This is a genomic window from Flavobacteriales bacterium (genome assembly GCA_016713875.1).
GTDB lineage: Bacteria > Bacteroidota > Bacteroidia > Flavobacteriales_F > PHOS-HE28 > PHOS-HE28.
Window position 1 is genome coordinate 1,521,725 of the sequence record JADJOI010000003.1, and the last position, 22,284, is coordinate 1,544,008.

The following is a 22,284-nucleotide window of genomic DNA, read 5'->3' on the forward strand; positions in this document are numbered from 1 at the left end:
CGTTACCTTTGGCCGCGTGAGCACCTCGTCCGTCCTGCTGGAGAACGCCGTGGACCAACTGGCGACCCTGCCCGGCATCGGACGGCGCACGGCCATGCGCATGGCGCTCGACCTGCTGAGGCGCGATGTCGCCGCCGTGCAGCGCTTCAGTGAAGCGGTGCGCCGGTTGCGGGAAGAGGTGCGCTACTGCGCCGAATGCTGCAACATCAGCGACCAGCCGGTGTGCGGCATTTGCGCATCGCCCTCTCGTGACCGCGGCGTGGTGTGCGTGGTGGAGGACATCCGCGACGTGGTGGCGATCGAGAACACGCATCAGTTCAAGGGCCTCTACCATGTGCTCGGCGGGGTCATCAGCCCCATGGACGGCGTGGGCCCGGACGACCTGCAGGTCGCCCGGCTGCTGGAGCGTGTGGACAGCGGCTCTGTGCGGGAGGTGGTGCTGGCCCTGGGGGCCACGCTGGAGGGCGACACCACCTGTTTCTACCTGAACCGGCGTCTCCAGGAGCGCGGCATCACCGTGAGCCAGATCGCGCGCGGGATCAGTGTGGGGGGCGACCTGGAGCATGTGGACGAGCTCACCCTGGGCCGCAGCATCATGGACCGGAAACCTTACGAGCAAGGGGTGAAGCGATAGCGCATGTGCTCATGGGCACATGTGCACGTATGCACATGAAACTCTCCGTCATCATCGTCAACTACAACGTCCGGGCCTACCTGGAGCAGTGCCTGCGGGCGGTGTTCGCCGCGATGGAAGGGGTGCCCGGCGAGGTGTTCGTGGTGGACAACCAGAGCACGGACGGCAGTGTGGAGATGGTGCGGGAGCGGTTCCCGCAGGTGCGGCTGTTGGCCAATACCGAGAACGTGGGCTTCAGCCGGGCCAACAACCAGGCCATCCGCGAGGCCAAGGGCGATCACATCCTTCTCCTGAACCCCGACACCATCGTGGGCGAGGATGTGTTCCGCACGGTTGTGGCCTACATGGACGCCGATCCCAAGGTCGGAGGAGTGGGCGTGAAGATGATCGATGGCACAGGGCGCTTCCTGCCGGAGAGCAAGCGCGGGCTGCCGACACCGGCCGTGGCCTTCTACAAGATCATCGGGCTGGCGCGCGTCTTCCCCCGCAGCAGCGTGTTCGGCCGCTACCACCTGGGGCATCTGCCGGAGGACCGTACGGCGCGGATCGAGATCCTGTCCGGGGCCTGCATGTTCCTGCGCAAGCGGACGCTGGACGAAGTGGGCTTGCTGGATGAGAGCTTCTTCATGTACGGGGAGGACATCGACCTCAGTTACCGCATCACGCTGGGGGGTTACGAGAACCACTACGTGCCTCAGGCGCGCATCCTGCACTACAAGGGCGAGAGCACCAAGAAGAGCAGCGTGAACTATGTGTTCGTCTTCTACAACGCGATGGCCATTTTCGCCAGGAAGCACTTCACGCGCAAGGGGCCTGACCTGTTCAGCGCGCTGATCCGCGGGGCCATTTACCTGAGCGCGGCCGGAGCCCTGCTCAGCCGCTTCTTCCACCGCGCGCTGCTGCCCCTGCTCGATGCCACGGCCCTTGCGGCCCTGCTGCTGCTGGCCGGCCCGCATGTGGGCGTGATGCAATGGGCCGACGGAGCGCCGCGCCACCTCCTTCCCTTTCTCTCCGCGGCGCTCACCTGCCTGGCCCTCTTCGGTGCGTACGACCGGCCCATCCGGCTCGGGCACGCGGTGAAGGGCGCCACCGCCGCCACCCTGCTGATGGCCGCGTGGTGGAGCTGGCGGATGCAGGCCTGGCCGGGCACATGGGCCCTGCTCACCTGCCTGGTCCTGATGACCGGGACCGCCTTCGCCATCCGCGGCCTGCTGCACCTGCTGCGGGTGAAGGGCTATGCCTTGCGGCCCAGCCACCGGCTGCGCATCGCGGCGATCGGCTCGCCCGAGCGGGCCCGGCAGGCGCTGGACCTGTTGTGGCAGACCCACTTCGGTCTCGGGCGCCAGCTCGTGGAGCCACCAGAAGTGCTGCAGCGCACGAAGCGAACGGCCGAACTGTGCCGGAACCTCCACGATCAGCGGTACGACGAAGTGGTCCTCTGCGCAGGCGACCTCACCTGGACCACGGTGATCGACGCCCTGGAGCGGCTCCGGACCAGCGGCGCTGTGTTCAAGATCGCCCAACCCGACGGCCAGGCCATCATCAGCCCCAACAGCATCGAGAGCCTGCAGGATCTTCTCGTCCTGGAGGCCCACGCGGTGAACAGCCCGGCATCCCGACGCACCAAGCGCATCACGGACGTGGTGGTGGCGGTCGTGCTGATGTTGACCCTGCCGGTCAACCTGTGGTTCGTGCGGCAGCGCCGGGGCTACATGGCCAACCTGTGGCAGGTGCTGCTCGGCGATAGAACCTGGGTGGGCTATCACCGGCACCCGTCGCGCGCCGCCAAGCTGCCGCATCTGCAGCGCGGTGTCCTCGATCCGGTCCGCTCGCTCGGCGTGCCGGCCGATGCCTTGATCGTGGACCGGCTCAACCTGATGTATGCCAAGGACTACCGGGTCTGGGACGACCTGCGCTACATCCGGAGGGGCTTCGCACTGATGGGCTCATAGGCTCCGCGCGTGTCGGGGTCCGGTGGTTACTTTTGGCCCCGACGCGATGGCCCAGAACGAGATCCTCCTGCCCAAGATGGGCGAAAGCGTGGCCGAGGCCACCATCATCAAGTGGCTCAAGAACGAAGGCGACCGCGTGGCCGCCGATGAGCCCATCGTGGAGATCGCCACCGACAAGGTGGACAGCGAGGTGCCGGCGCCGCATGACGGCGTGTTGGTGAAACGCCTCGTGAATGAAGGGGACGTGGTGAAGGTGGGCCAGCCGATCGCGGCCATCAGCTCGGGGGCCGAGGCACCCGCAGCGGCACCGGTGGCCGCCCCGGCCGCAGCCGTCGCCACCAACGGTCGTCAGGCCGCCATCACCACAGCTCAACCCATCGGTGCGGCCGTCACCCGCACGGGCCCCAGTGGCAAGTTCTACAGCCCGCTGGTGCGCACCATCGCGGAGCAGGAAGGCGTGACCATGGCCGAGCTCGAGGCCATCGCCGGCAGCGGAGAGGGGGGGCGGGTGACCAAGAAGGACCTGCTGGACTACCTGCCGAAGCGCGGTGCGGCACCGGCCTCGCCGGCGGCGATGCCAGCCTCCCCTGCCCCTGCCCCTGCCCCTACGGGCGCGAAACCCTCGGCACCCAAGGTAGTGCCCGGCCCCGGCGACGAGGTGATCGAGATGGACCGCATGCGCAAGCTGATCGCCGACCACATGGTGATGAGCAAGGCCACCAGCCCGCACGTCACCAGCTTCGTGGAAGCCGATGTGACGAACCTGGTGCTGTGGCGCGATCGGGTGAAGAGCGCGTTCGAGAAACGGGAGGGCGAGAAGCTGACCTTCACGCCCATTTTCGTGATGGCCATCGCGCAGGCCATCAAAGAGATGCCGATGATCAACATCCAGGTGGACGGTCACACGATCATCCGCAAGCGCGACATCAACATCGGCATGGCGGCGGCGCTTCCGACAGGCAACCTCATCGTACCGGTGATCAAGAACGCCGATCAATTGAACCTGGTGGGTCTGGCGCGGAAGGTGAACGACCTGGCCAAGCGTGCACGGGAGAACAAGCTGCAACCCGATGAGATCAGCGGAGGCACGTACACGGTGACCAACGTGGGCACCTTCGGCAACGTGCTGGGCACGCCGGTGATCAACCAGCCCCAGGTGGCGATCATGGCCACGGGAGCGATCCGGAAGAAACCGGCGGTGCTCGAGACCCCGGCCGGGGATGTGATCGCCGTGCGGCACATGATGTTCCTGAGCCACAGCTACGACCACCGGGTCGTGGACGGGGCGTTGGGCGGCCGCTTCGTGCGCCGCGTGGCGGACATTCTGGAAGGCTGGTCCCTGGACCAGGACATATGAACCGGACCCCACTGGGGAAAATGGCTACATTTCGCGGCCCTCGACCAGGGCCTGAACCACCCGTACCGCAATGAAGCACGGCTACGCGCTCCTCCTCACCGCCTCACTGCTCGCCCCTTCGGCCTCCACCTTCGCCCAGGGCGAGAACACCACCTTCACGTGGAAATTCGAGGAAGGCAACAAGCTGATGGAGGAGAAGCTCTACAACCAGTCCGCCGAGATCTGGGACCAGCTGGTGCAGGAGCAACCGGACAACGCGAACCTGAACTACAAGCTGGGCTATTGCTATTTCCACTCCTACAATCAGAAGCACAAGGCCCTGCCTTATCTGGAGAAGGCGGCGACCCAGCGGAGCGCTGGATATGGTGGTTTCAACACGGCCGGATACGACCCCTTCGACATGCGGGAGAAGAACGCCCCCGTGGAGGTGGACTACTATCTGGGGCGCGCCTACCACCTCAATGGTGAATACGATAAAGCCGACGGGTCGTACCAGAAGTTCCTGGACGGGGCGGACAAAGGCCATGAGCTTTATCCCATGGCGGTGCGCGGCAAGGAGCAGACGGCGAATGCCCGCAAGCTCATCAGCGACCCCAAACCCTACCAGATCAGCAACGTGGGCAAGGTGGTGAACCAGGACCACCCGGACTTCAGCCCGGTGCTGAGCGTGGACGGGAACGCGCTCTTCTTCACCAGCCGACGCGTGCGGCCGGACAGTTCCAACAGCGGTGTCATCGACCCGGTGGCCGGTCTGCCCTTCGAGAACATCTACGTGAGCTACAAGGACCGGGAGGGCAATTGGCAGGCCCCCGAACTCCTCAACATCAACCCGCCCGAAGGCGGACACTTGGCCAGCGTGAACGTTTCGGCCGACGGACAGACCCTGTTCATCTACCGCGATGACGGCGGCGACGGCAACCTCTACGAGAGCCGACTGGTGGGTGAATTGTGGAGTGACCCGGTGCTGATCGGCAGCGATGTGAACAGCAAGAGCTGGGAGACGCACGCTGCGATCACCGCGGACGGCAACACCCTCTATTTCGTGAGCGACCGAAAGGGAGGTGCTGGAGGCCGGGACATCTACCGGGTGGTGAAGCTGCCCACCGGGGAGTGGAGCAAGGCCCAGAGCATCGGCAACGTGGTGAACACACCGTACGACGAGGATGCCGTTTTCATCCACCCCAACGGCCGCACGATGTTCTTCGCCAGCAAGGGCCACAACAGCATGGGCGGCTTCGACATCTTCACCACCGAGATGCAGGAGGACGGCACGTGGACCCCTCCGGTGAACATCGGGGTGCCCCTGAACACCGTGGACGACGATGTGTTCTTCGTGACGACGGCCGACGGTCGCCGCGGCTACTTCAGTTCCGACAAGATCGGGGGCTATGGCGAGAAGGACATCTACTTCGTGGACCTGCCCGAGGAGATGGAAGCCGAAGGTCTTACCGTGTTGAAGGGCTTCATCATCCCCCCGCCGGGCACCACCCTGCCGCCGAGCACCATCCTGTACGTGACCGACAAGGCCAGCGGTGAGGTGAAGACGTACAAGCCTCGCCAGCGCGATGGCGTGTACGTGGTGATCCTGCCGCCCTGCAAGGAGTACAACCTCGACTACCGGGTGGACGACAAAACGATCCATACCGAGGACATCTACGTGGAGTGCGAGACCGCCTATCAGGAGATCAACAAGGAGATCTACCTGAACCCGGTGAGCATCACCGGTCCCGCCAGCATCGTGGACCTGCCGAAGGGCTCGCCTCCGGGCAGCAAGGAGAAGGGTGAACCCACCAAGTCGGGCGAGAAGGCCAAGCCGGAGGAGTACCTCACCGATGCGCAGCTGAAGGAAAAGGGCAAGACCCACACCATGCCCGACGCCAGCTACGCCGCCGAATACGCCAAGTACTACGAGTACAACAAGAAGGACATCGACCAGGCCGAGACGGACTGGAAGGGCTTCATCGATACCGTGGTGGGGCTGATCGACAAGAACGGCAAGGCCACCATCGTCATCGAGGCCAGCGCCTCCAAAGTGCCCACCAGGACCTTCGGCACCAACGAGAACCTGAGCCGCCAGCGGATGGATGACGCCCGCAAACGCCTGATCGAGGCCGTGCAAGCCCGCGGGAAGAACGCAGACGTCATCTACCTCGAGGCCATCAACTCCCTGGTACAGGGACCGGCGTACAAAGGCGATTACATCAACACCGAGAAGTACGGCAAGTTCCAGTACGTCAAGCTGAAGACCCGCTGAGCCCAGCCGCTGTGGACAACTTGAAAGCCCTCCGGACCTCCCGGGGGGCTTTTTCCTGACCATCTTGCGGACATGCGCCTGCAGCTTCAACGGCCCCTGGCCTTCTTCGATCTGGAGACCACCGGCACCCGCATCGGGCAGGACCGCATCGTGCAGATCGGCATCGTGCGCATGACCCCCGATGGTCGGCGGCAGCCCTGGCAGAGCTTTGTGAACCCCGGAATGCCCATCCCGCCAGAGGCCACCGCAGTGCATGGCATTACGGATGCGATGGTGCTGGAGGCCCCCTACCTGGAGGCCGTGGCGGATGAGGTGCTGGCCGCTTTGGAAGGCTGCGATCTCGCGGGCTTCAACGTCATCCGCTTCGATGTGCCCTTCCTGGCCGAGGAACTGCATCGCGTCGGCCGGTCCTGGGACACATCCTCCTTGCGCGTCGTGGACGTGCAACGCATCTTCCACCGGATGGAACCCCGGGACCTGACCGCAGCACTCCGGTTCTACTGCGGCCGGGACCACAAAGGGGCCCACGACGCATTGGCCGATGTGGAGGCCACCGCCGACGTGCTTCTGGCCCAGCTGGAGCGTTACGGCGACCTGCCTTCGGATGTGGACCAGCTCGGGGAGTTCAGTGGCGATCGCCAGCGAAGCCCCGATGCTGCGGGAAAGCTGGCCTTCGACCAGAACGGACAGGTCTGTCTCACCTTCGGCAAGTACCGGGGCTGGCCGCTGGAGTCCATCGGGCGGAACGATCCCGGCTACCTGCAATGGCTGATGACCAAGGCCGAACTGCCCGGCAGCACGCTGGCGGTGATGCGGAAGGCCCTGGAGGATCTCAACAGCGTGAGCTGACCGGCCTCACCAACGGAAGGAACCCGAACCGATCGCCCGCAACCCGCCGCGCCAACCGACCCTCCCATGAAGTGCATCTGCATCGGCCGCAACTACGGTGACCACGTCCGCGAGCTCGGCAACGCGGCGCCGGAGGAGCCGGTCTTCTTCCTGAAGCCCTTCACGGCCATCGCCCACCCCGGCCGGCCTCTGAAACTCCCCTCCCACTTGGGCACCATCCACCACGAGCTGGAACTGGTGTGCGTGCTGGACGGCTACGCCAAGGACATCCCCGCCGCCATGGCCCCGGGCATGATCAGCGCCTACACCCTGGGCCTCGACCTCACCGCGCGCGACATCCAGAACGACCTCAAGGCCAAAGGGCTGCCTTGGGAAAAGGCCAAGGCCTTCGATGACAGTGCCGTGATCGGCGACGTGCACCTGCCGATGACCAGCGCCACCGACCTGCAAAGCTTCCAGATCGAGCTCCTGCGCAATGGGACGCTCGTGCAGCGCGGTCGCACTCGCGACATGCTCTTCCCCGTCCACGAGCTCATCGCCTATGTGTCGCGCTTCATCACGCTGGAGCCGGGTGACCTGCTGTTCACCGGCACACCGGCGGGCGTGGGCCCCATCGCCGTGGGTGACACCCTGGAGGGCATCCTCGACGGCAAACGCATGTTGCGCGTCACCGTGGAGTGAGGCCGGACGGCGAGCCACCCACGGCTACCTTTGCGCCGCTGCCGGCTTCCGCCCAGCGCATCGCCATGACCAAGATCGTCCACGTCGGCCCCATCGCCTGCGGCTCCGACCAGCTCTTCCTCATCTCCGGTCCCTGCGTGATCGAGACCGAGGACGTGATGCTGCGTACCGCCGAAAAGCTCAAGGAAGTGAGCGAGCGCATGAAAGTGCCCGTGATCTACAAGAGCAGCTTCACCAAGGACAATCGCAGCAGCGTGGACTTCTACCAGGGCCCCGGCCTGGACGAGGGCTTGAAGTTGCTCGCGCGCATCAAGAAGGACTTCGGCTTCCCCATTCTGACGGACATCCACTACCCCAGCCAGGCCAAGCCCGCCGCCGAGGTGGTGGACGTGCTCCAGATCCCAGCCTACCTGGTGATGCAGACCACGCTGGTGACCGAGGCGGCGAAGACCGGCGCCGTGATCAACCTGAAGCACGCGCAGTTCCTCGCCCCGGAGAACATGATCAATCCGGCGAAGAAATGCGAGAGCGTGGGCAACGACAAGGTGATCCTCACCGAGCGCGGTTACACCTTCGGGTACAACGACCTGGTGGTGGACCCGCGGGCCTTCTACCACATGCGCCGCACGGGCTATCCGCTCGTGTTCGACATCACGCACAGCATCCGCAAGTACGGCATCCCCAGCGCCGACCCGCGCGGCGGCAACCGTGATGTGATGCCCACCATCGCCCGCTCCGGTGTGGCCGCTGGCGTGGATGGCGTGTTCATCGAAACGCACCCCGATCCCAGCAAAGCCCTCTGCGACGCCGCCAGCCAGCTCTGCGTGTACGACCTGGAGGAATTCCTGAAGCCTCTGCTCGACATCCACGCCGTGGAGGTGAAGCACCGCAACACGAGCGTGATCGCTTAATGCCTCACCACAGAGGCACAGAGAACACAGAGAACCCAATACCAAGACCAATCAACGACCAGCAGAAGCAGACCGGCATTTTCCCTGTGCCCTCTGTGCCTCTGTGGTGAACACATCAACCATGGAACTCTACCTCGACAGCGCCGACATCAAGGAGATCGACGAAGCCTTCAAGCTCGGCTTCCTCACCGGCCTCACCACCACGCCCACCTTCATGCACCGGGGCGGGGTCACCAACATCGACAAGATGATCCTCGACCTCGCCAAGAAGGTCCCCATCCTGCAGGTGGAGGCCCTGGGCGAGACCGCCGAGGAGGTGGTGAAGGAGGCCAAGCGCCAGCTGAAGATGGGCCTGAAGAAGGAGACCACCGTCTTCAAGATCCCTGTGAGCCTCGAGGGACTGCGTGCGTGCAAGATGCTGCGCAACGAGGGCATCATGGTGAACGTGCACTTGGTGTACACCATTCAGCAGGCCTACATGGCCATGCAGGCCGGGGCCACCTATGTGTGCCCGCTCGTCGGCCGCCTGCAGGACCAGGGCCACGATGCCCTCGCCCTCGTGGAGCAGTGCGTGCGCGCCGTGAACTATTACGGCTACGACACCAAGATCATGTTCAGCAGCGTGCGCACCGTGGAGCACGTGCGCAACGCCGTGGACCTCGGGGTGCACACGATCACCGTGCCCTGGAAGCTGATGAAGCAGCTCACCGACAACCACTTCACGGCCATCGGCACCAAGCAGTTCTACGTGGACACGCGCCTGATCACCATGAAGGTGAAGGACGTGCTCTCGCGCAGCAACCCGACCGTGAAGGACAGCGCCACGGTGAGCGAAGCGCTGGTGGAGATGACCAAGCACGGCTTCGGCGCGGTGATGGTGGTGGATAGCAAGGGCAAGAACGTGGGCGTGTTCACCGATGGCGGCCTGCGCCGTGGCATCGAGAAGGAGGGCAACAAGTTCCTCACGAAAAAGCTGAGCACCCTGAAGTTCAGCGCACCCTTCACCATCAACCCGGAAGCCCTGCTCGACGAGGCCCAGAAGGCCTTCAAGGAGCACAAGGTGGACACGTTGAGCGTGAGCGAGAACGGCAAGCAGCTCGGCATGCTCGACATCCAGGACCTGATGAAGGCGATCGCGGGATAGACTCCCCGCCGGCCTGCGCGCGTTGCGTGTTGAGAGGTTACGCGTTACGTGTTGCGGGTTGGGACAACGCCGCAACACGCAACGCGCCAACACGCAACGCATCCCCATGTCCCTCCTCCTCCCCTTCACCACCCACGGCCTCCGCGTCATCGGATCGGAGCCTGAGCTGCTGCGTCGCCTGGCCCGCACCAAGGCCGTGCTCTTCGATTGGGACGGCGTGTTCAACGACGGCTTCAAGGATGCGGAGGGCGGCAGTCCGTTCAGTGAGGTGGGCAGCATGGGCGTGAACCTGCTGCGCTTCGCCCTGTGGCTGCGCAACGGCCACCTGCCCAAGGCCGCGGTGATCACCGGCCAGCACAATCCGTACGCGGAGCGCTTCGCCCAGCGCGAGCGGCTGCACGGCGTGTACATGGGCTTCACCAACAAGCCCGAGGCCTTCGATGCCTTCCTTGCGAAGCACGGGCTGCAGGCCGATGAGGTGGCCTTCTTCTTCGACGATGTGCTGGACCTACCGGTGGCGGCGCGCTGCGGCCTGCGGGTGATGATCGGCAGCCCGGTGACGGCATGGCTCGTGGAGCAGGCCATCGCACGCGGCGAGGTGGACCTCGTTACGGGCAACAGTGGCGGGAACAATGGGCTGCGCGAGGCCACGGATGCCGTGATGGCCCTGCTGGGGGTGGGTCGGGACGTGCTCGCACACCGCGCCACCTACTCGGGGACCTACCAGCGCTACCTGGGCGAGCGCCAGGCGGTGGCGCCTGAGATCGTGCGGAACGCGCGCTGATCAGGGCTTGGTGGCGGGCGCCATGCCACGCAGGCGGAACTTCACCGTCGCGCCTGTGGCGGTCACGGGAACGGCCGCCTTCTCGAACAGCACGGCCGATGGTTTGCCCAGCACATCGTTGCTGAAGCCGATCGGCTCAGCCGGCAAGCCCTGGGGGTTCCTGTCCAGCGCGTCGTTGCCGTTGAGATCGAGGAAGGCCTTCACGGCGTAGCGCCCTTCGGGCAACTCAGTGAACCGGAGCGTGGTCGACGGGCGCACCGCCTCCACCTTGCGCTGCAGACAGCCCTTATCCGTGCTGAACGAGGCGGCGTCCGGGCAAACGGCGACCATCAGCGGTCCTGGGCCGGACTGTGGCACGGCCACGTCCACCACCAGGGTGCCCTGTGCCATCGACCGGACCAGCAAGATGCAGGCCCAAGGAAGGAGCACGGAGCGGATCGACGGGATCAGAAGCATGCAGGCACCTGCTTGGCGGCGGCAAGCATACGCAAGAACCTTGCCCGCGGGACCTCCACCGCACCCAGGCTGGCCGTGAAGGGGTTCAAATACTGTGAGTCGAACAGCGTGAACCCGCGCTGGCGGAGGTGCTCGGCCAGGGCGTGGAACGCCACCTTGCCCGCATTCGGCCGGCGATGGAAGAGGCTCTCCCCGAAAAAGGCCCCGCCGAGGGCCACTCCATAGATGCCGCCGATCAGCGCGCGCGTGCCGGTGCCTTCGGCGGACCAGACCTCCACGCTATGGGCATGCCCGGCCCGGTGCAGCTGGGCGTAGGTGGCCCGGATGCGCGCGTCGATCCAGGTCTCCGCACGATCCGCGCAGGCGTCGATCACGGCCGTGAAAGCCTGATCCCGGGTGATGAGAAGACCCGGGTTGCGCATGATCCGGGCAAGGCGGGTATTGGGCCTTAGGGCGTCCAGGTCGAACACCGCCCGGGGATCGGGATCGTGCCAGTAGAGCTCTCCATCGGCATGGGCCATGGGGAAACGGCCTTCACCGTAGGCGGCCATCAGGACATGCACCGGGATCACCGGTACCTCGGTCGTCCGGCTCATGGGCGGACCTTCACCACCGAGCGCTCCAGCAGGGGGCCGCCCAGGTCGGCGCGGAGGTGATAGATCCCGTCCGGCAGGCCCGCCAGCTGCGGATCGGCGATGGCGAGCTGCCGGTAGGTGCCGGGCTCTACGGGCTCGGTAAGCCGCCAGACCAGCCGCCCCAAGGCATCGAACAGCTCCAGCACCAGCCGGTCCGCCTCGCCGGTGTACAGCCCCGCCGTGAACCCGTCGTTGAAAGGCATCGGGAACAGCTCCAGCACCGCCTCATGACGCAGGCCGGTCAGGTCCTCACCCTTCAGCAGCAGGTGAGCCCGCCACAGGTCGGGGATCCCGTACCCCAGGTCGATATCCGGGCGGAGGGCCTGCGAGGCGCTTTGTCGGATGGCGTCGGTGATCTCCACGGCCGTGCGTTCGGGATGCAGCTGCCACAGGCAGCAGGCCAGGCCGGCCACGATGGGACCACTGAACGAGGTGCCGTTGATCCGTGCGAGCGAGGTACCGTCCACATCCAGTCCGGTGGCCTGCCAGCCCACCGCGCACACGTCGGGCTTCACCCGCCCGTCCGCCGATGGACCGTGCCCGCTGAAGGGGGCGCTCTGGCGTTCGAGGCCCACGGCCCCCACGGCCAGGATACCCTCGGCGTCGGCCGGTGGACTGATCCGGTACCAGGCGCTCTCCCCGCTGTTGCCCGCGCTGTTCACCACCACCATGCCTTTACGGGCGGCGACGCCGGCGGCGATGCTGATCCGCGTGGTACGACCGTCGAGGTCGTCCACGCTGTGGTCCTGCGTACTGTCGTCGAAGGTGGTATAGCCCAGGGAGGTGTTCAACACGTCGCAGCCCAGGCTGTCCAGAAGTTCGGCTCCGCGCACCCAGTGGTCCTCCTCCACGATGAACTCGTTATCGGCGTCCTCGGTGCGCACCAGGGCCACATCCACCTCAGGGGCCACACCCAGGAATCGTCCGGGCAGGTCGCCGGCGATCACGGAAAGCACACTGCGGCCATGCCAATGGTCATCGTAGACATCGCCGTCGGCCTGCACCAGGTCGGCGGCGAGCACGATGCCCTGGCGGTCCCGCAACGCCGCAAAGGCGGGTAGTTCGTCGACGCCGTCGAAACCACTGTCCAGGACACCCAGCACCATGCCCCGGCCGGTGGCGCCAGCGCGGTGGAGCAGGTGCCCGTTGAGCATGCTCAGCTGCCGGAAGCCCTGGCCGTAGGTGGATTCATCGACCGCATCGACGCTGTTCTTCATCACGGCCGGGTATTTGGCCCCGTCACGTGCCGGGCGCGGCCGTCCATCGTGCATGCACCGGATGGCCCGCACGAAGGGCAGTCGGTCCAGGGTGTCCAATGCCAGGGTGTCGGTGCTTCGGATGGTGGCACTGTTCTGCCATCGGCTGGTGCCGAGCACCTGCAGGTCACCGGCCTGCTGTAGGGCGAACACGAACGCGGGATCCACCGGCAGGTCCAGGGAATCGAGCGGAATGCCCTGGCGGACGCGCCGTTCGACCGCGCGCGGGCCGAGGAAGGTGCCGGGGGCGTCGAAGCTGTGGGGCGTCCCCCCCTTGTGGGTGAACTCGATGAGGTAGGTGGCTGGCGCCGTCTGGGCAGGAGCCCGTCCCCAAGCGATCAGCAAAACCGCCATCGCCAGCACCGGATGCCGGTGGAAGCGATCAGTCCCCATAGGCGGTGATGACCTGCCGGAAGTACCAACCGTTCGTGCCGTTCACCTGCGTGTTCGAGGTGTCCCGCATGCGCTCCACAAGACCCACGTTCTTGGCGTAGCGCTCGCGGTAGATCAGCGTGTCCACCTGGTTGTTGGGGTAGTAGTTCCGCACCAGGGCGGTGCTGTCGAAGCTGAGGCTGCCGTGCTGCCAGGGCACGTCCACCACGTCGTAGCCCACCTCCATGTCCCGCAGGCTGTTGACCGCGTTGAGGTTCCAGCGTTCGCCCGTTTTCACAGGGAAGGTGAGCTTCAGCAACCGCACATCCTCCTCGGTGCGCTCGGCGTAGGTGCTTTGCCGGGTCTGCGTCCACACGTCCTTGATCCGCCAGTCGTTCGACAGCGTGTCCCACACGAAGCGCTCGATGCGCTGGGCCATGCGGCCTTCCGGGTCGGTGTACACCGAGTCGACGACCTCGCGTAGGCGGTAGCGCAGCGACCCACTGATGCCGATGGGCTCGAAGGACCACGACGAATCCACCAGATACTCCACCCAGGCCCCCCGCTCCACCGGGAAGTAACCGTGACCCAGGTCCACAGGCACGGTCTCGTCCTTGCGGCAGGCAGCTAGCAGGAGCGCGAGAGCTCCGGCAGCGCACAGGGTACGTCGGACGGTGAGGCGCGGGATCATGGCATGCGATCGATGAAACCTCCTCCGAGCACATCATCGCCCTCATAGAAGACGGCGCTCTGCCCCGGTGCGATGCCTGTCACCGGCGCGTGGAACTCCACACGCACATGTTCACCGTCCATCCGGAGGGTGCTGGGCGTGCCCTTGTCCTTGTATCGCACTTTGGTGACGGCTTCGATCTCGCCGTTCAACGCGTTGATCTTCAAGAAGTTCGGACGACGCACCCACATGGTCTGTCGATGCAGGTCCTCCTTGCGCCCGAGCACCACCGTATTGGACTCCGGCCGGATGTCCGTGACGTACAGCGGCTCGCCCACGGCGATGCCCAGGCCCTTGCGCTGGCCGATGGTGAAGAAGGGATAGCCGTCGTGCTCACCGAGCACCTCACCGGACGTGCTCACAAGCTGGCCATGCGCCAGCTTGGCGGTGGCCTCAGGCTCCTTCCGCTTCAAGAACCCGCGGTAGTCGTTGTCCGGGATGAAGCAGATTTCATAGCTCTCGCTCTTCTGCGCCAGCTGGGGGAATCCGGCCTCCTGCGCCATCCGGCGGATCTCGCTCTTGTGGGATCCGCCGACGGGGAACCGGGTCCGGGCCAGGCTCTCCTGCTTGAGGCCCCAAAGCACGTAGCTCTGGTCCTTGCCTTCATCGAGGCCTTTGCTGACGGTGAACCGCCCGGCATGGGGTCCGTCGACCACGGCGGTCAGACGCGCGTAGTGGCCCGTGGCGATGACCGGGCAGTCCAGCATGTCCGCCCGTTTCAGCAGAGCCTCCCACTTGATGAAGGTGTTGCAGAGCACGCACGGGTTCGGGGTGCGGCCGCCGAGGTATTCCTCCACGAAATTGCCGATGATGGCCTCGCCGAACTCCTCGCGGATGTCGAGGATGATGTGGTGGAACCCGCGGCTGACCGCGAGGCTCCGGGCATCGTTGATGCTGTCCAGGTCGCAACAGCCCGTCAGCCGCTTGGCGCCGCCGCTGCTCGCGTAGTCCCAGGTCTTCATGGTGACCCCGACCACTTCGTAGCCCTGCTCGTGCAGCAGCAGCGCCGCCACGGAGCTGTCCACCCCGCCGCTCATGGCCACGAGCACGCGTCCATGCCGGCTCATGGAGCGCTGGCTTTGGGCTCGCCATCCAGGTACTCCACCCGGCTCAGCACGCGGCCCGATGCGTCGTATTCGGTCAGCGTGCCGTTGAGCGATCCGTTGCGATAGGTGCCCTCACGCTTCCTCGACTGCCCTTTCAGCACGCGCTGCACTTCAGGCTTTCCGCCCAAGGCGGGGTCGGCAGGCAACTGCTCCTCCACCCAGGTTCCATTGCAGTGGTACTCGACGAAAGGCCCTTCCAGCTTCCCCTGGACATAGGTGACCTCGCTGCGCAGTTGATCATCATCGCAGTACTCCTTGAAGACACCGTTCTCCTTCTTGTCCTTGATGAACCGCCCCTGTTGGTACACGAGCTGCACCTGCACCTTGCCGTTCTCCAGGAAGTGGTACCAGATGCCATCGCGGTCGCCGTTCACCATGCGGCCTTCGATCTCCTTGACCCCATTGGGGTGGTACCAGGTGAAGGTGCCATCGCCCAGGCCGCGCACGTAGGTGCCGCGATGCTTCACCTGTCCCCCGGGGAAGAACTGCTCGTGCACCCCATCCTGCGCCCCGTTCGCATAGGTGGCCCGTTCGGCCAGGGTGCCGTCATCGAACCAGATGAGCTGCTCGCCATGCTGCAGGCCCTTCAGCCAGCTCTCGCTGGAGCGCTTGCGGCCGTCAGGCCCGAAGTAGGTCCAGATGCTGTCCTTGTCCTGGCCCACATAGCGACCCTCGGCCATCAACCGGCCGTTCGGGTGATAGTGGCGCGCATGGGCCGCCGTTCCATCGGCATCATGGTCCACGATGCTCTCCACCGCGCCGGTGGTGGCGAAGTAGGTGAAGGACCCGACAGGCCGGTCGTCCTTGAACTGGCCGGAATAGCGCAGCTGCGGACTGTCGGCCCAGGTGCGGGCCCAGGGCCCCTGCTTGCGTCCCTGCGCATAGGTGCGGTTCGGCGCAGGGGATTGAGCGGCCAGGCTTCCGGCCACCAACAAAGGCGGCAACGCGCGTAGAGCGAGGGATCGCATGCGGCAAAGATACCCACGTCTGCCCGGCGGCTTCCGCTGAACGGGGGCCGCTATCTTCGGCCGCGGATGACCCTCTTCAGAACGGATTGCCGGCACTTCAGGGGCGATGTACCATGCAAGCCCCACAAGCGGCACGGCGTGCACTGTGCGGACTGCACGCATTACGACCCCATCCGCCAGCGTGTGCTGATCATCAAGCTCGGTGCGCTGGGCGATGTCGTGCGCACCACGCCCCTGTTAACACCCCTCCGCGAGCGGTTCCCGCAGGCCGAGATCCATTGGTTGACGCTCAGCCCCGAGATCCTGCCGGCCTCGGTGGACCTGAAGCTGCCCTTCGACCTGGCCTCGCTGCTGGTGATCGAGGAAACGACCTACGACTACGCCATCAACCTGGACAAGGACCGCGAGGCCTGCGCACTGATGGCGCGGGTGAAGGCCGACGAGAAGCACGGCTTCACCTGGAAGGACGGGCGCTGTGCCCCGGTGGATGAGCGAGCACTGCACAAGTTCGGCACCGGCGTGTTCGATGACCTGAGCCGGGCGAACACCCTGAGCTACCTGCAGGAGATCTTCGCCATCGCGGACTTCAGCTTCCAGGGCGAGGAGTATGTGCTGGACAACCATGCCGCCGGGCGACGGGCGTGGGACATCGACCGCGCGCGGCACGTGGTGGGGCTGAACACCGGATGCGGCGGGCGCTGGACCAGCCGCCTGTGGAGCGAGGACCGGTGGACCGAGCTTGCCAGGGGATTGAAGCGCGACGGCTATGAGGTGGTGCTGCTGGGCGGCCCGCCGGAGCATGAGCGCAACCTGCGCATCGCGGCGGCGAGCGGGGCCACCTACTTCGGGCATTTCGACCTACAGCTCTTCATCGACCTGCTGGACCAGTGCGACACGGTGGTGACGCAGGTGACCATGGCCATGCACCTGGCGCTGGGCCGCCACAAGAACCTGGTGCTGATGAACAACATCTTCAACCGGCACGAGTTCGAGCTGTACGGTCGGGGCAGCGTGGTGGAGCCGAGCACGGGCTGCGAGTGCTTCTACGCGCCGCGGTGCCGACGGCTGGACAAGGGCGGGCATGCCTGCATGGACGACATCAGCGCCGAACGGGTGCACGACGCGGTCCGTGCCTGCCGGCCACATCGGGACCTCGGGGCCTGAGCGCCACGCATGCGCATCACCTACCTCAGCACCTTCTTTCCGCTCCGCGGTGGCATCGCCCACTTCAACGAGCGGTTCGCGGCCGAGCTGCTGGGCCGGGGCCATACTGTGCGGGCGATCACCTTCAGCCGCCAGTATCCCAAGCTGCTCTTCCCGGGCAAGACGCAGGAAGAGACCGGTGGTGCGGCAGGAGCGGCGCCGATCGCAGCGGAAGTGCGGGTGGACAGCATCGGCCCCTGGAGCTGGTGGCGCACCGGTCGGTCCATCCGCCAGGATGCGCCGGACGTGCTGCTCTTCAAGTACTGGATCAGCTTCTTCGCCCCGTGCTTCTGGGCCATCGCGCTGCTGGCCCGGGGCAACCGTCGCACCCGCGCCGTTTATGTGGTGGACAACTTCATCCCGCACGAGAACAGGCCGGGGGAGCGCCTTCTGCGGTGGCTGGCCTTCCGCCGCGTGGACGGCTGCCTGGTGATGAGCGAGGCCGTGGAGAAGGACATTCGCGCCGCCCACCCACGGCTGCCGATCGTGCGGTCGCCCCATCCGATCTACGACAACTTCGGCGCCATGCAGGACAAGGGGGAGGCACGCCGCCGGTTGAAGCTGCCGGAGGACGCGGTGGTCGCGCTCTTCTTCGGGTACATCCGTCCGTACAAGGGGCTCGACCTGCTCATCGAGGCCTTTCCGGCGATGGCCGAGCTGGACCCCCGCCTGCATCTGGTGATCGCTGGGGAGTGCTATGAGGATGAGCAGCGGTACAGGGATCTGGTGAAGGCGAGCCCGGTGGCCGGACGCATCCACTACTTCGGCGACTACATCCCCAACGATGCGGTGGCCACCTACTTCAGCGCCGCGGACGTGCTGGTGCTCCCCTACCGCACCGCGACCCAGTCCGGCATCGTGCAGATCGCCTATCACTTCGAGCGGCCCTGCATCGTGAGCGATGTGGGCGGCTTGGGCGAGGTGGTCGTTGACGGGGCCACGGGTTACGTGGTGCCGGCCACGGGCGGGGACGCCCTGGTGGAGGGAATGCGGCGCTACCTCAACGGACCGAAGGACATGCGCCAGGCGATCCGGCAGGAGCGCCGCAAGTATGCGTGGGACGCGTTCGCCGAAGCGCTGGAGCGGCTGGCCACGCTTATCCGCTGAGCGGCCGACATCACGATGCCGGGACCGACCGGCGTAACCACACGGTCCGTCGATCGTTGAACGGGGCGATCGTTCGCGGTCCTTACCTTCAACCCCGCAAGGAATTACGATGGTGCTGCTACCGGCCGTCCTGGCATTGTTATTCCCTTCGGCCACTGCCGCCGAGACCGCTTCCGCTCGCACGGGTGCCGACATTCATCATGCGGTGGACGAAGTCGTGGAGCTTCACCGGTCCTCTGGCCTGGAAGGGCTACTGGCCTTGGACGCCTTCCGCAGCGCCTATGAGCAAGCGTGCGGCCAGGCCCCGGACGCGCGTGTCCTGGCCATCGCCGACATGTCCCGGCCCTCGACCGAGAAACGCCTCGTCGTCATCGACCTCATCACAGGCCGCACCTTGCTGCATACCTACGTGGCCCACGGACAGGGCACCGGGGAGTTGATGGCCGAGGTGTTCGGCAACGAGGAGGGCTCGCACCGCACCAGCCTGGGCCTGTACCGGGTGGGGACCGAGATCGTCAGTCCGAAGCACGGGCAGGCCTTGCTTCTCCATGGACTGGACAAGGGGGTGAATGACCGGGCCTTGGAACGGGAGATCATCATGCACGGCGCGGATTACGTGAGCGAGGCCTTCATCGCTGAACATGGCCGCCTGGGCCGCAGCTGGGGGTGCCCGGCCGTACCGCGCAACACCATGTCGGACCTGGTGCGTCTGCTCGCGGATGGCGGGCTCCTGTACGTGCACCACCCGATGGCCGGTGCCCTGGCCGCGGCCCGATGATCTCACCCGGATCCGGAGGTTCGCTGGTCATCGGCATGGCGCTGCTGTGCTGCGGCGCTTGCGAAGTGGTGCAAGTGCCCTCGGTGAGCGCCGAGGAGGAGGCACGCACCATCAACGCCGTCTTCGAATCGCCCCAGGACTACACCGTGCGCCAGCTCCTGGCCGTCGAGCTCGACAGCTTCCTGCTGGCGCATCCTGAGCACGCGGTGGATTCCACCGCGATCCGCGCGTTCTATCGCCGCCGCAACTGGCAGTATGCCTGGTTCATCAACGACTCCCTCTCGTCCGCCGCGGGCAACTTCCTCAACCTGGTGGCCGCGAACGACAGCGTGCTCCAACGGGCCTTCTCGCATGACGCCCTTCACGCGCTGGTGGACCGGATCGGCGACCGGCGGGACAGCATGCCCCTGACGCCCACCTTCATGCGGCACGTGGAGCTCTCGCTCACAGCGCAGTTCTTCCGCTTCGCCGACAGCAAGTACAGCGGGCTGGTGCAGCGCGACCTCCGTGAGCTGGACTGGTTCATCCCGCGCCGCAAGAAGGACCTGGCGCAGCTGCTGGACTCCCTGGTGGCCGGCCGCATGGACCTGTCACCCATCGAGCCGTTGCACCCGCAGTACATGGCCCTCAAGCGTCACCTTCCCGCGTTGTACGGCCTGCGTTGGATGGATCGGTTGCCGCGCGTCGACCTCGGCACGCGGCGCAAGCTCGAGCCTGGTGACCGGGACAGTGCAGTGGTGCTGATCCGCGAACGGCTGTCGGCCCTGGGCGACCTCACCTGGTATGACCTGAGCGCCGCAAAGGAGCCAGCTCTGTATGACAGCACGCTGGAGTCCGCCGTGAAGGTCTTCCAAGGCCGGAACGGACTGCTGCCGGACGGAGTGATCGGCAAGGGGTTCATGGCCCAACTGAACACCCGGGTGGCGGATCGGATCCGCACCGTGCTGGTGAACATGGAACGGTTGCGGTGGGTGCCCGAACGAACCGCACCCGACATGCTGCTGGTGAACATCCCCGAGTTCCGTTTGCACGTGCACGAAGGGGGCCGGACCATCTGGAGCATGGACGTGGTGGTGGGTGCCGAGGCCACGAGCACCGTGGTCTTCACCGACTCCTTGTCACGGATCGTGTTCAGCCCAACCTGGTCAGTGCCAACGAGCATCGTGCGCAATGAGGTCCTGCCCGCGATGCGACGGGACCCGGGTTACCTGGCGCGCAAAGGCATGAAACGCGTGGGCGGCAGAGACGCACTTCCACGGATCGTGCAGGAGCCGGGGCCGGGCAATGCGCTCGGGCGGGTGAAGTTCCTCTTCCCCAACTCCTACAGCATCTACCTGCACGACACCCCCAGCAAGGGGGCCTTCGCGCGGGAGAACCGCGCCCTGAGCCATGGCTGCGTGCGGCTCAGCGACCCCAGGCGATTGGCGGCCTACCTGTTGCGCACCGACACCAGCTGGACGGCTGAGCGCATCGAGGCCGCAATGGACCGAAAGACCGAACTGGGCGTACCTGTGCGGCCGCGCCTTCCGGTGGTCATCGGGTATTTCACCGCATGGGTCGACGAGGACGGACGCTTGAACTTCCGCGACGACATCTACGGCCACGACGCCCGACTGGCACGCGAGCTCTTCAATGAGCCCACACCAGCGGACGAGCACGTGGTCAGCGCGACAGCTGTGGAGGCCGGACCGTAGCCGGATCGACCACCACCACCCGGAAATCATCGCCGCCGAAATAGCCGGCCAGCGTGCGGTTCCAATAGGCGTCCGGGTCGGCGGTGGGCTCAGGGATGCGTAGGCTCCGCAGGGGTTCGGCGAAGATCGGGACCTCCGACAGGGACGACCCGCTCCGTGCACTGAACGTGAGGATGCGGTGCAGATCCGCCGTATGCCGACGGAAGCGCGATGCATCGCCGCTCAGGAGATCATGCGTCACCCAACGGTCGTTGCCCCACAGCAGCAAAGCGGCCAAGCCGGTTCCCATCGCCAGCCCGCGGGTCGTCCTCGTGAGGAGCCAGGCCGGCACACGTCGCCCGCGCATGCGATGTCCCAGGGCCAGGGCCGCCCCGAGCAGGGCGATGAGGAAGGGCCCCAGCACGAAATTGAGCGTTCGGTGCTGCCCCAGCATGCCCATGCTCCAATAAGGCAGCACGGTGCCCACGGCCAGGGCCATGGCCGCCGCGACGAGCCATGGCATCGGTCCTGGGTCCGATCGCACAAGGCGGCCCGGACCTGTGCCTGAGCGACCGACGACCCACGCCAACAGAAGGGCGGCCAACACCCCGGGATCGGTGACCCACACGAGCGCGAACCGGAGCGCCTGTGCGCCGCCCATGCCGAGCGTCAGCAGCAGGTCGTGGCGTTGCGGGAAGTGCATGCTGCGGACGGCATTGCCAGGAGCCAACGCCACCAAGAGCCCACAGCCGACCGCGGCCGCGAGCACCATCCACCGCCAGCCGGGGGGCATACGCCTGTTCGTGGCATCGCTGATGATCCAGGTCGTGTGGCCGACAACAAGAAGCACCATGGCCGTTTCATTGCTGCCGACGGCCGCGATCAGCGAACCGATCGAGATCACCGCTCTGGACCATCCCCAGCCCGTCCGCACCAAGCGGAGCACGGCTCCGACATGCGCAAGAACGAACACCCAAGCCCCCTGGTAGGTCACCGCACCAGTGTACCAGTAGAGCCCTTCTCCCAAGTGAGGCATGGCATGCAGGTGGAGCAGCGCAAAGGCCAGTGCCAGCATCCAACGATCAATACGCCGGGGCACATGGCCCGGGAAGGCCGCTAGCAGCCAAGCGGTGGCCGCGATGCTGAGGATGAGCAGCAGCACCGGTACCAGACGATACAGCGGAAGGCCGGACGGGATGCCCAGGGTCAGCGGTCCGTAGAGGACAAGCGCGTTGCTGAAGTAGCGGCCGTTCCAGGTGTGATGCTCATGCACCAAGCGGTCCCATGGATCGCTGCGGATACCCATGGCCGCGTAACCCCAATCGTCGCCGTAGGGCGCACAGGCGAAGGCCAGCAGCACATACCGGAGCAGAAGAAGGAAGAGGAGAGCGCCGATCAACCTCCGCATGGACCCGGACGACATGGCATGTCCGG

20 protein-coding genes are annotated in these 22,284 nt (G+C 65.8%); 13 read left to right on the forward strand and 7 right to left on the reverse strand.

Features of this window, described 5'->3' with window-relative positions:
- The first annotated feature begins 16 nt into the window (after positions 1 to 16).
- The 9 genes from recR (at position 17) to IPJ87_08175 (ending at position 10,566) form a co-directional block, all read left to right on the forward strand.
- Complete coding sequence (recR, locus tag IPJ87_08135) at positions 17 to 634, forward strand: recombination protein RecR (protein MBK7941829.1); 618 nt, start codon at positions 17 to 19, stop codon at positions 632 to 634.
- A 35-nt stretch (positions 635 to 669) separates the two neighbouring features.
- Positions 670 to 2,586, forward strand: a complete 1,917-nt coding sequence (locus tag IPJ87_08140) for a glycosyltransferase (protein ID MBK7941830.1) — start codon at positions 670 to 672, stop codon at positions 2,584 to 2,586.
- 46 nt (positions 2,587 to 2,632) lie between these two features.
- Positions 2,633 to 3,943 carry a 2-oxo acid dehydrogenase subunit E2 gene (locus IPJ87_08145; protein ID MBK7941831.1) on the forward strand — a complete coding sequence of 437 codons (1,311 nt, stop codon included), beginning with the start codon at positions 2,633 to 2,635 and terminating at the stop codon, positions 3,941 to 3,943.
- 70 nt (positions 3,944 to 4,013) lie between these two features.
- Positions 4,014 to 6,197 (forward strand): PD40 domain-containing protein, encoded by a 2,184-nt coding sequence (locus IPJ87_08150; GenBank protein MBK7941832.1) that lies wholly within the window; start codon positions 4,014 to 4,016, stop codon positions 6,195 to 6,197.
- A 72-nt stretch (positions 6,198 to 6,269) separates the two neighbouring features.
- The gene (locus IPJ87_08155; protein ID MBK7941833.1) at positions 6,270 to 7,046 is read left to right on the forward strand and encodes a 3'-5' exonuclease; all 777 of its coding nucleotides are present in this window, start codon (positions 6,270 to 6,272) and stop codon (positions 7,044 to 7,046) included.
- Positions 7,047 to 7,112: 66 nt separating this feature from the next.
- Positions 7,113 to 7,727, forward strand: coding sequence for a fumarylacetoacetate hydrolase family protein (locus IPJ87_08160; protein MBK7941834.1), 615 nt, complete (start codon positions 7,113 to 7,115; stop codon positions 7,725 to 7,727).
- A 65-nt stretch (positions 7,728 to 7,792) separates the two neighbouring features.
- Positions 7,793 to 8,638, forward strand: a complete 846-nt coding sequence (kdsA, locus tag IPJ87_08165) for a 3-deoxy-8-phosphooctulonate synthase (GenBank protein MBK7941835.1) — start codon at positions 7,793 to 7,795, stop codon at positions 8,636 to 8,638.
- Positions 8,639 to 8,759: 121 nt separating this feature from the next.
- Positions 8,760 to 9,782: a CBS domain-containing protein gene (locus IPJ87_08170; GenBank protein ID MBK7941836.1), complete on the forward strand. Its 1,023-nt coding sequence runs from the start codon at positions 8,760 to 8,762 to the stop codon at positions 9,780 to 9,782.
- A gap of 106 nt (positions 9,783 to 9,888) precedes the next feature.
- Positions 9,889 to 10,566 carry a phosphatase gene (locus IPJ87_08175; protein MBK7941837.1) on the forward strand — a complete coding sequence of 226 codons (678 nt, stop codon included), beginning with the start codon at positions 9,889 to 9,891 and terminating at the stop codon, positions 10,564 to 10,566.
- Here the strand turns inward: IPJ87_08175 and IPJ87_08180 are convergent, their stop codons facing one another.
- The 6 genes from IPJ87_08180 to IPJ87_08205 are packed head-to-tail and all read right to left on the reverse strand — an operon-like array spanning position 10,567 to position 16,089.
- Positions 10,567 to 10,956, reverse strand: coding sequence for a DUF2141 domain-containing protein (locus IPJ87_08180; GenBank protein ID MBK7941838.1), 390 nt, complete (start codon positions 10,954 to 10,956; stop codon positions 10,567 to 10,569). It lies immediately after the preceding gene.
- A 56-nt stretch (positions 10,957 to 11,012) separates the two neighbouring features.
- Complete coding sequence (locus IPJ87_08185) at positions 11,013 to 11,618, reverse strand: leucyl/phenylalanyl-tRNA--protein transferase (protein MBK7941839.1); 606 nt, start codon at positions 11,616 to 11,618, stop codon at positions 11,013 to 11,015.
- Positions 11,615 to 13,267, reverse strand: a complete 1,653-nt coding sequence (locus IPJ87_08190) for a S8 family serine peptidase (GenBank protein ID MBK7941840.1) — start codon at positions 13,265 to 13,267, stop codon at positions 11,615 to 11,617. Before IPJ87_08190 ends, IPJ87_08185 begins: the two co-directional genes overlap by 4 nt.
- A 28-nt stretch (positions 13,268 to 13,295) precedes the next feature.
- The gene (locus tag IPJ87_08195; protein MBK7941841.1) at positions 13,296 to 13,976 is read right to left on the reverse strand and encodes a hypothetical protein; all 681 of its coding nucleotides are present in this window, start codon (positions 13,974 to 13,976) and stop codon (positions 13,296 to 13,298) included.
- Entirely contained in the window at positions 13,973 to 15,082 is a 1,110-nt protein-coding gene (gene mnmA / locus IPJ87_08200) for a tRNA 2-thiouridine(34) synthase MnmA (GenBank protein ID MBK7941842.1), read from the reverse strand. Before mnmA ends, IPJ87_08195 begins: the two co-directional genes overlap by 4 nt.
- Positions 15,079 to 16,089 (reverse strand): toxin-antitoxin system YwqK family antitoxin, encoded by a 1,011-nt coding sequence (locus IPJ87_08205; GenBank protein ID MBK7941843.1) that lies wholly within the window; start codon positions 16,087 to 16,089, stop codon positions 15,079 to 15,081. The genes mnmA and IPJ87_08205 overlap by 4 nt, the downstream gene beginning before the upstream one ends.
- Before the next feature lie 66 nt (positions 16,090 to 16,155).
- Between IPJ87_08205 and IPJ87_08210 the strand changes: the two genes are divergently transcribed.
- From IPJ87_08210 to IPJ87_08225, 4 genes are all read left to right on the forward strand, one after another.
- Complete coding sequence (locus IPJ87_08210) at positions 16,156 to 17,253, forward strand: glycosyltransferase family 9 protein (GenBank protein ID MBK7941844.1); 1,098 nt, start codon at positions 16,156 to 16,158, stop codon at positions 17,251 to 17,253.
- A 9-nt stretch (positions 17,254 to 17,262) separates the two neighbouring features.
- Positions 17,263 to 18,399, forward strand: coding sequence for a glycosyltransferase (locus tag IPJ87_08215; GenBank protein MBK7941845.1), 1,137 nt, complete (start codon positions 17,263 to 17,265; stop codon positions 18,397 to 18,399).
- Between the two features lie 205 nt (positions 18,400 to 18,604).
- Positions 18,605 to 19,177 (forward strand): murein L,D-transpeptidase catalytic domain family protein, encoded by a 573-nt coding sequence (locus IPJ87_08220; protein MBK7941846.1) that lies wholly within the window; start codon positions 18,605 to 18,607, stop codon positions 19,175 to 19,177.
- Positions 19,174 to 20,871 (forward strand): L,D-transpeptidase family protein, encoded by a 1,698-nt coding sequence (locus IPJ87_08225; GenBank protein ID MBK7941847.1) that lies wholly within the window; start codon positions 19,174 to 19,176, stop codon positions 20,869 to 20,871. The genes IPJ87_08220 and IPJ87_08225 overlap by 4 nt, the downstream gene beginning before the upstream one ends.
- On the opposite strand, the gene IPJ87_08230 is transcribed toward IPJ87_08225, so the two are convergent.
- Positions 20,840 to 22,258, reverse strand: a complete 1,419-nt coding sequence (locus IPJ87_08230) for a hypothetical protein (protein ID MBK7941848.1) — start codon at positions 22,256 to 22,258, stop codon at positions 20,840 to 20,842. The genes IPJ87_08225 and IPJ87_08230 overlap by 32 nt on opposite strands.
- Between the last annotated feature and the right edge of the window lie 26 nt (positions 22,259 to 22,284).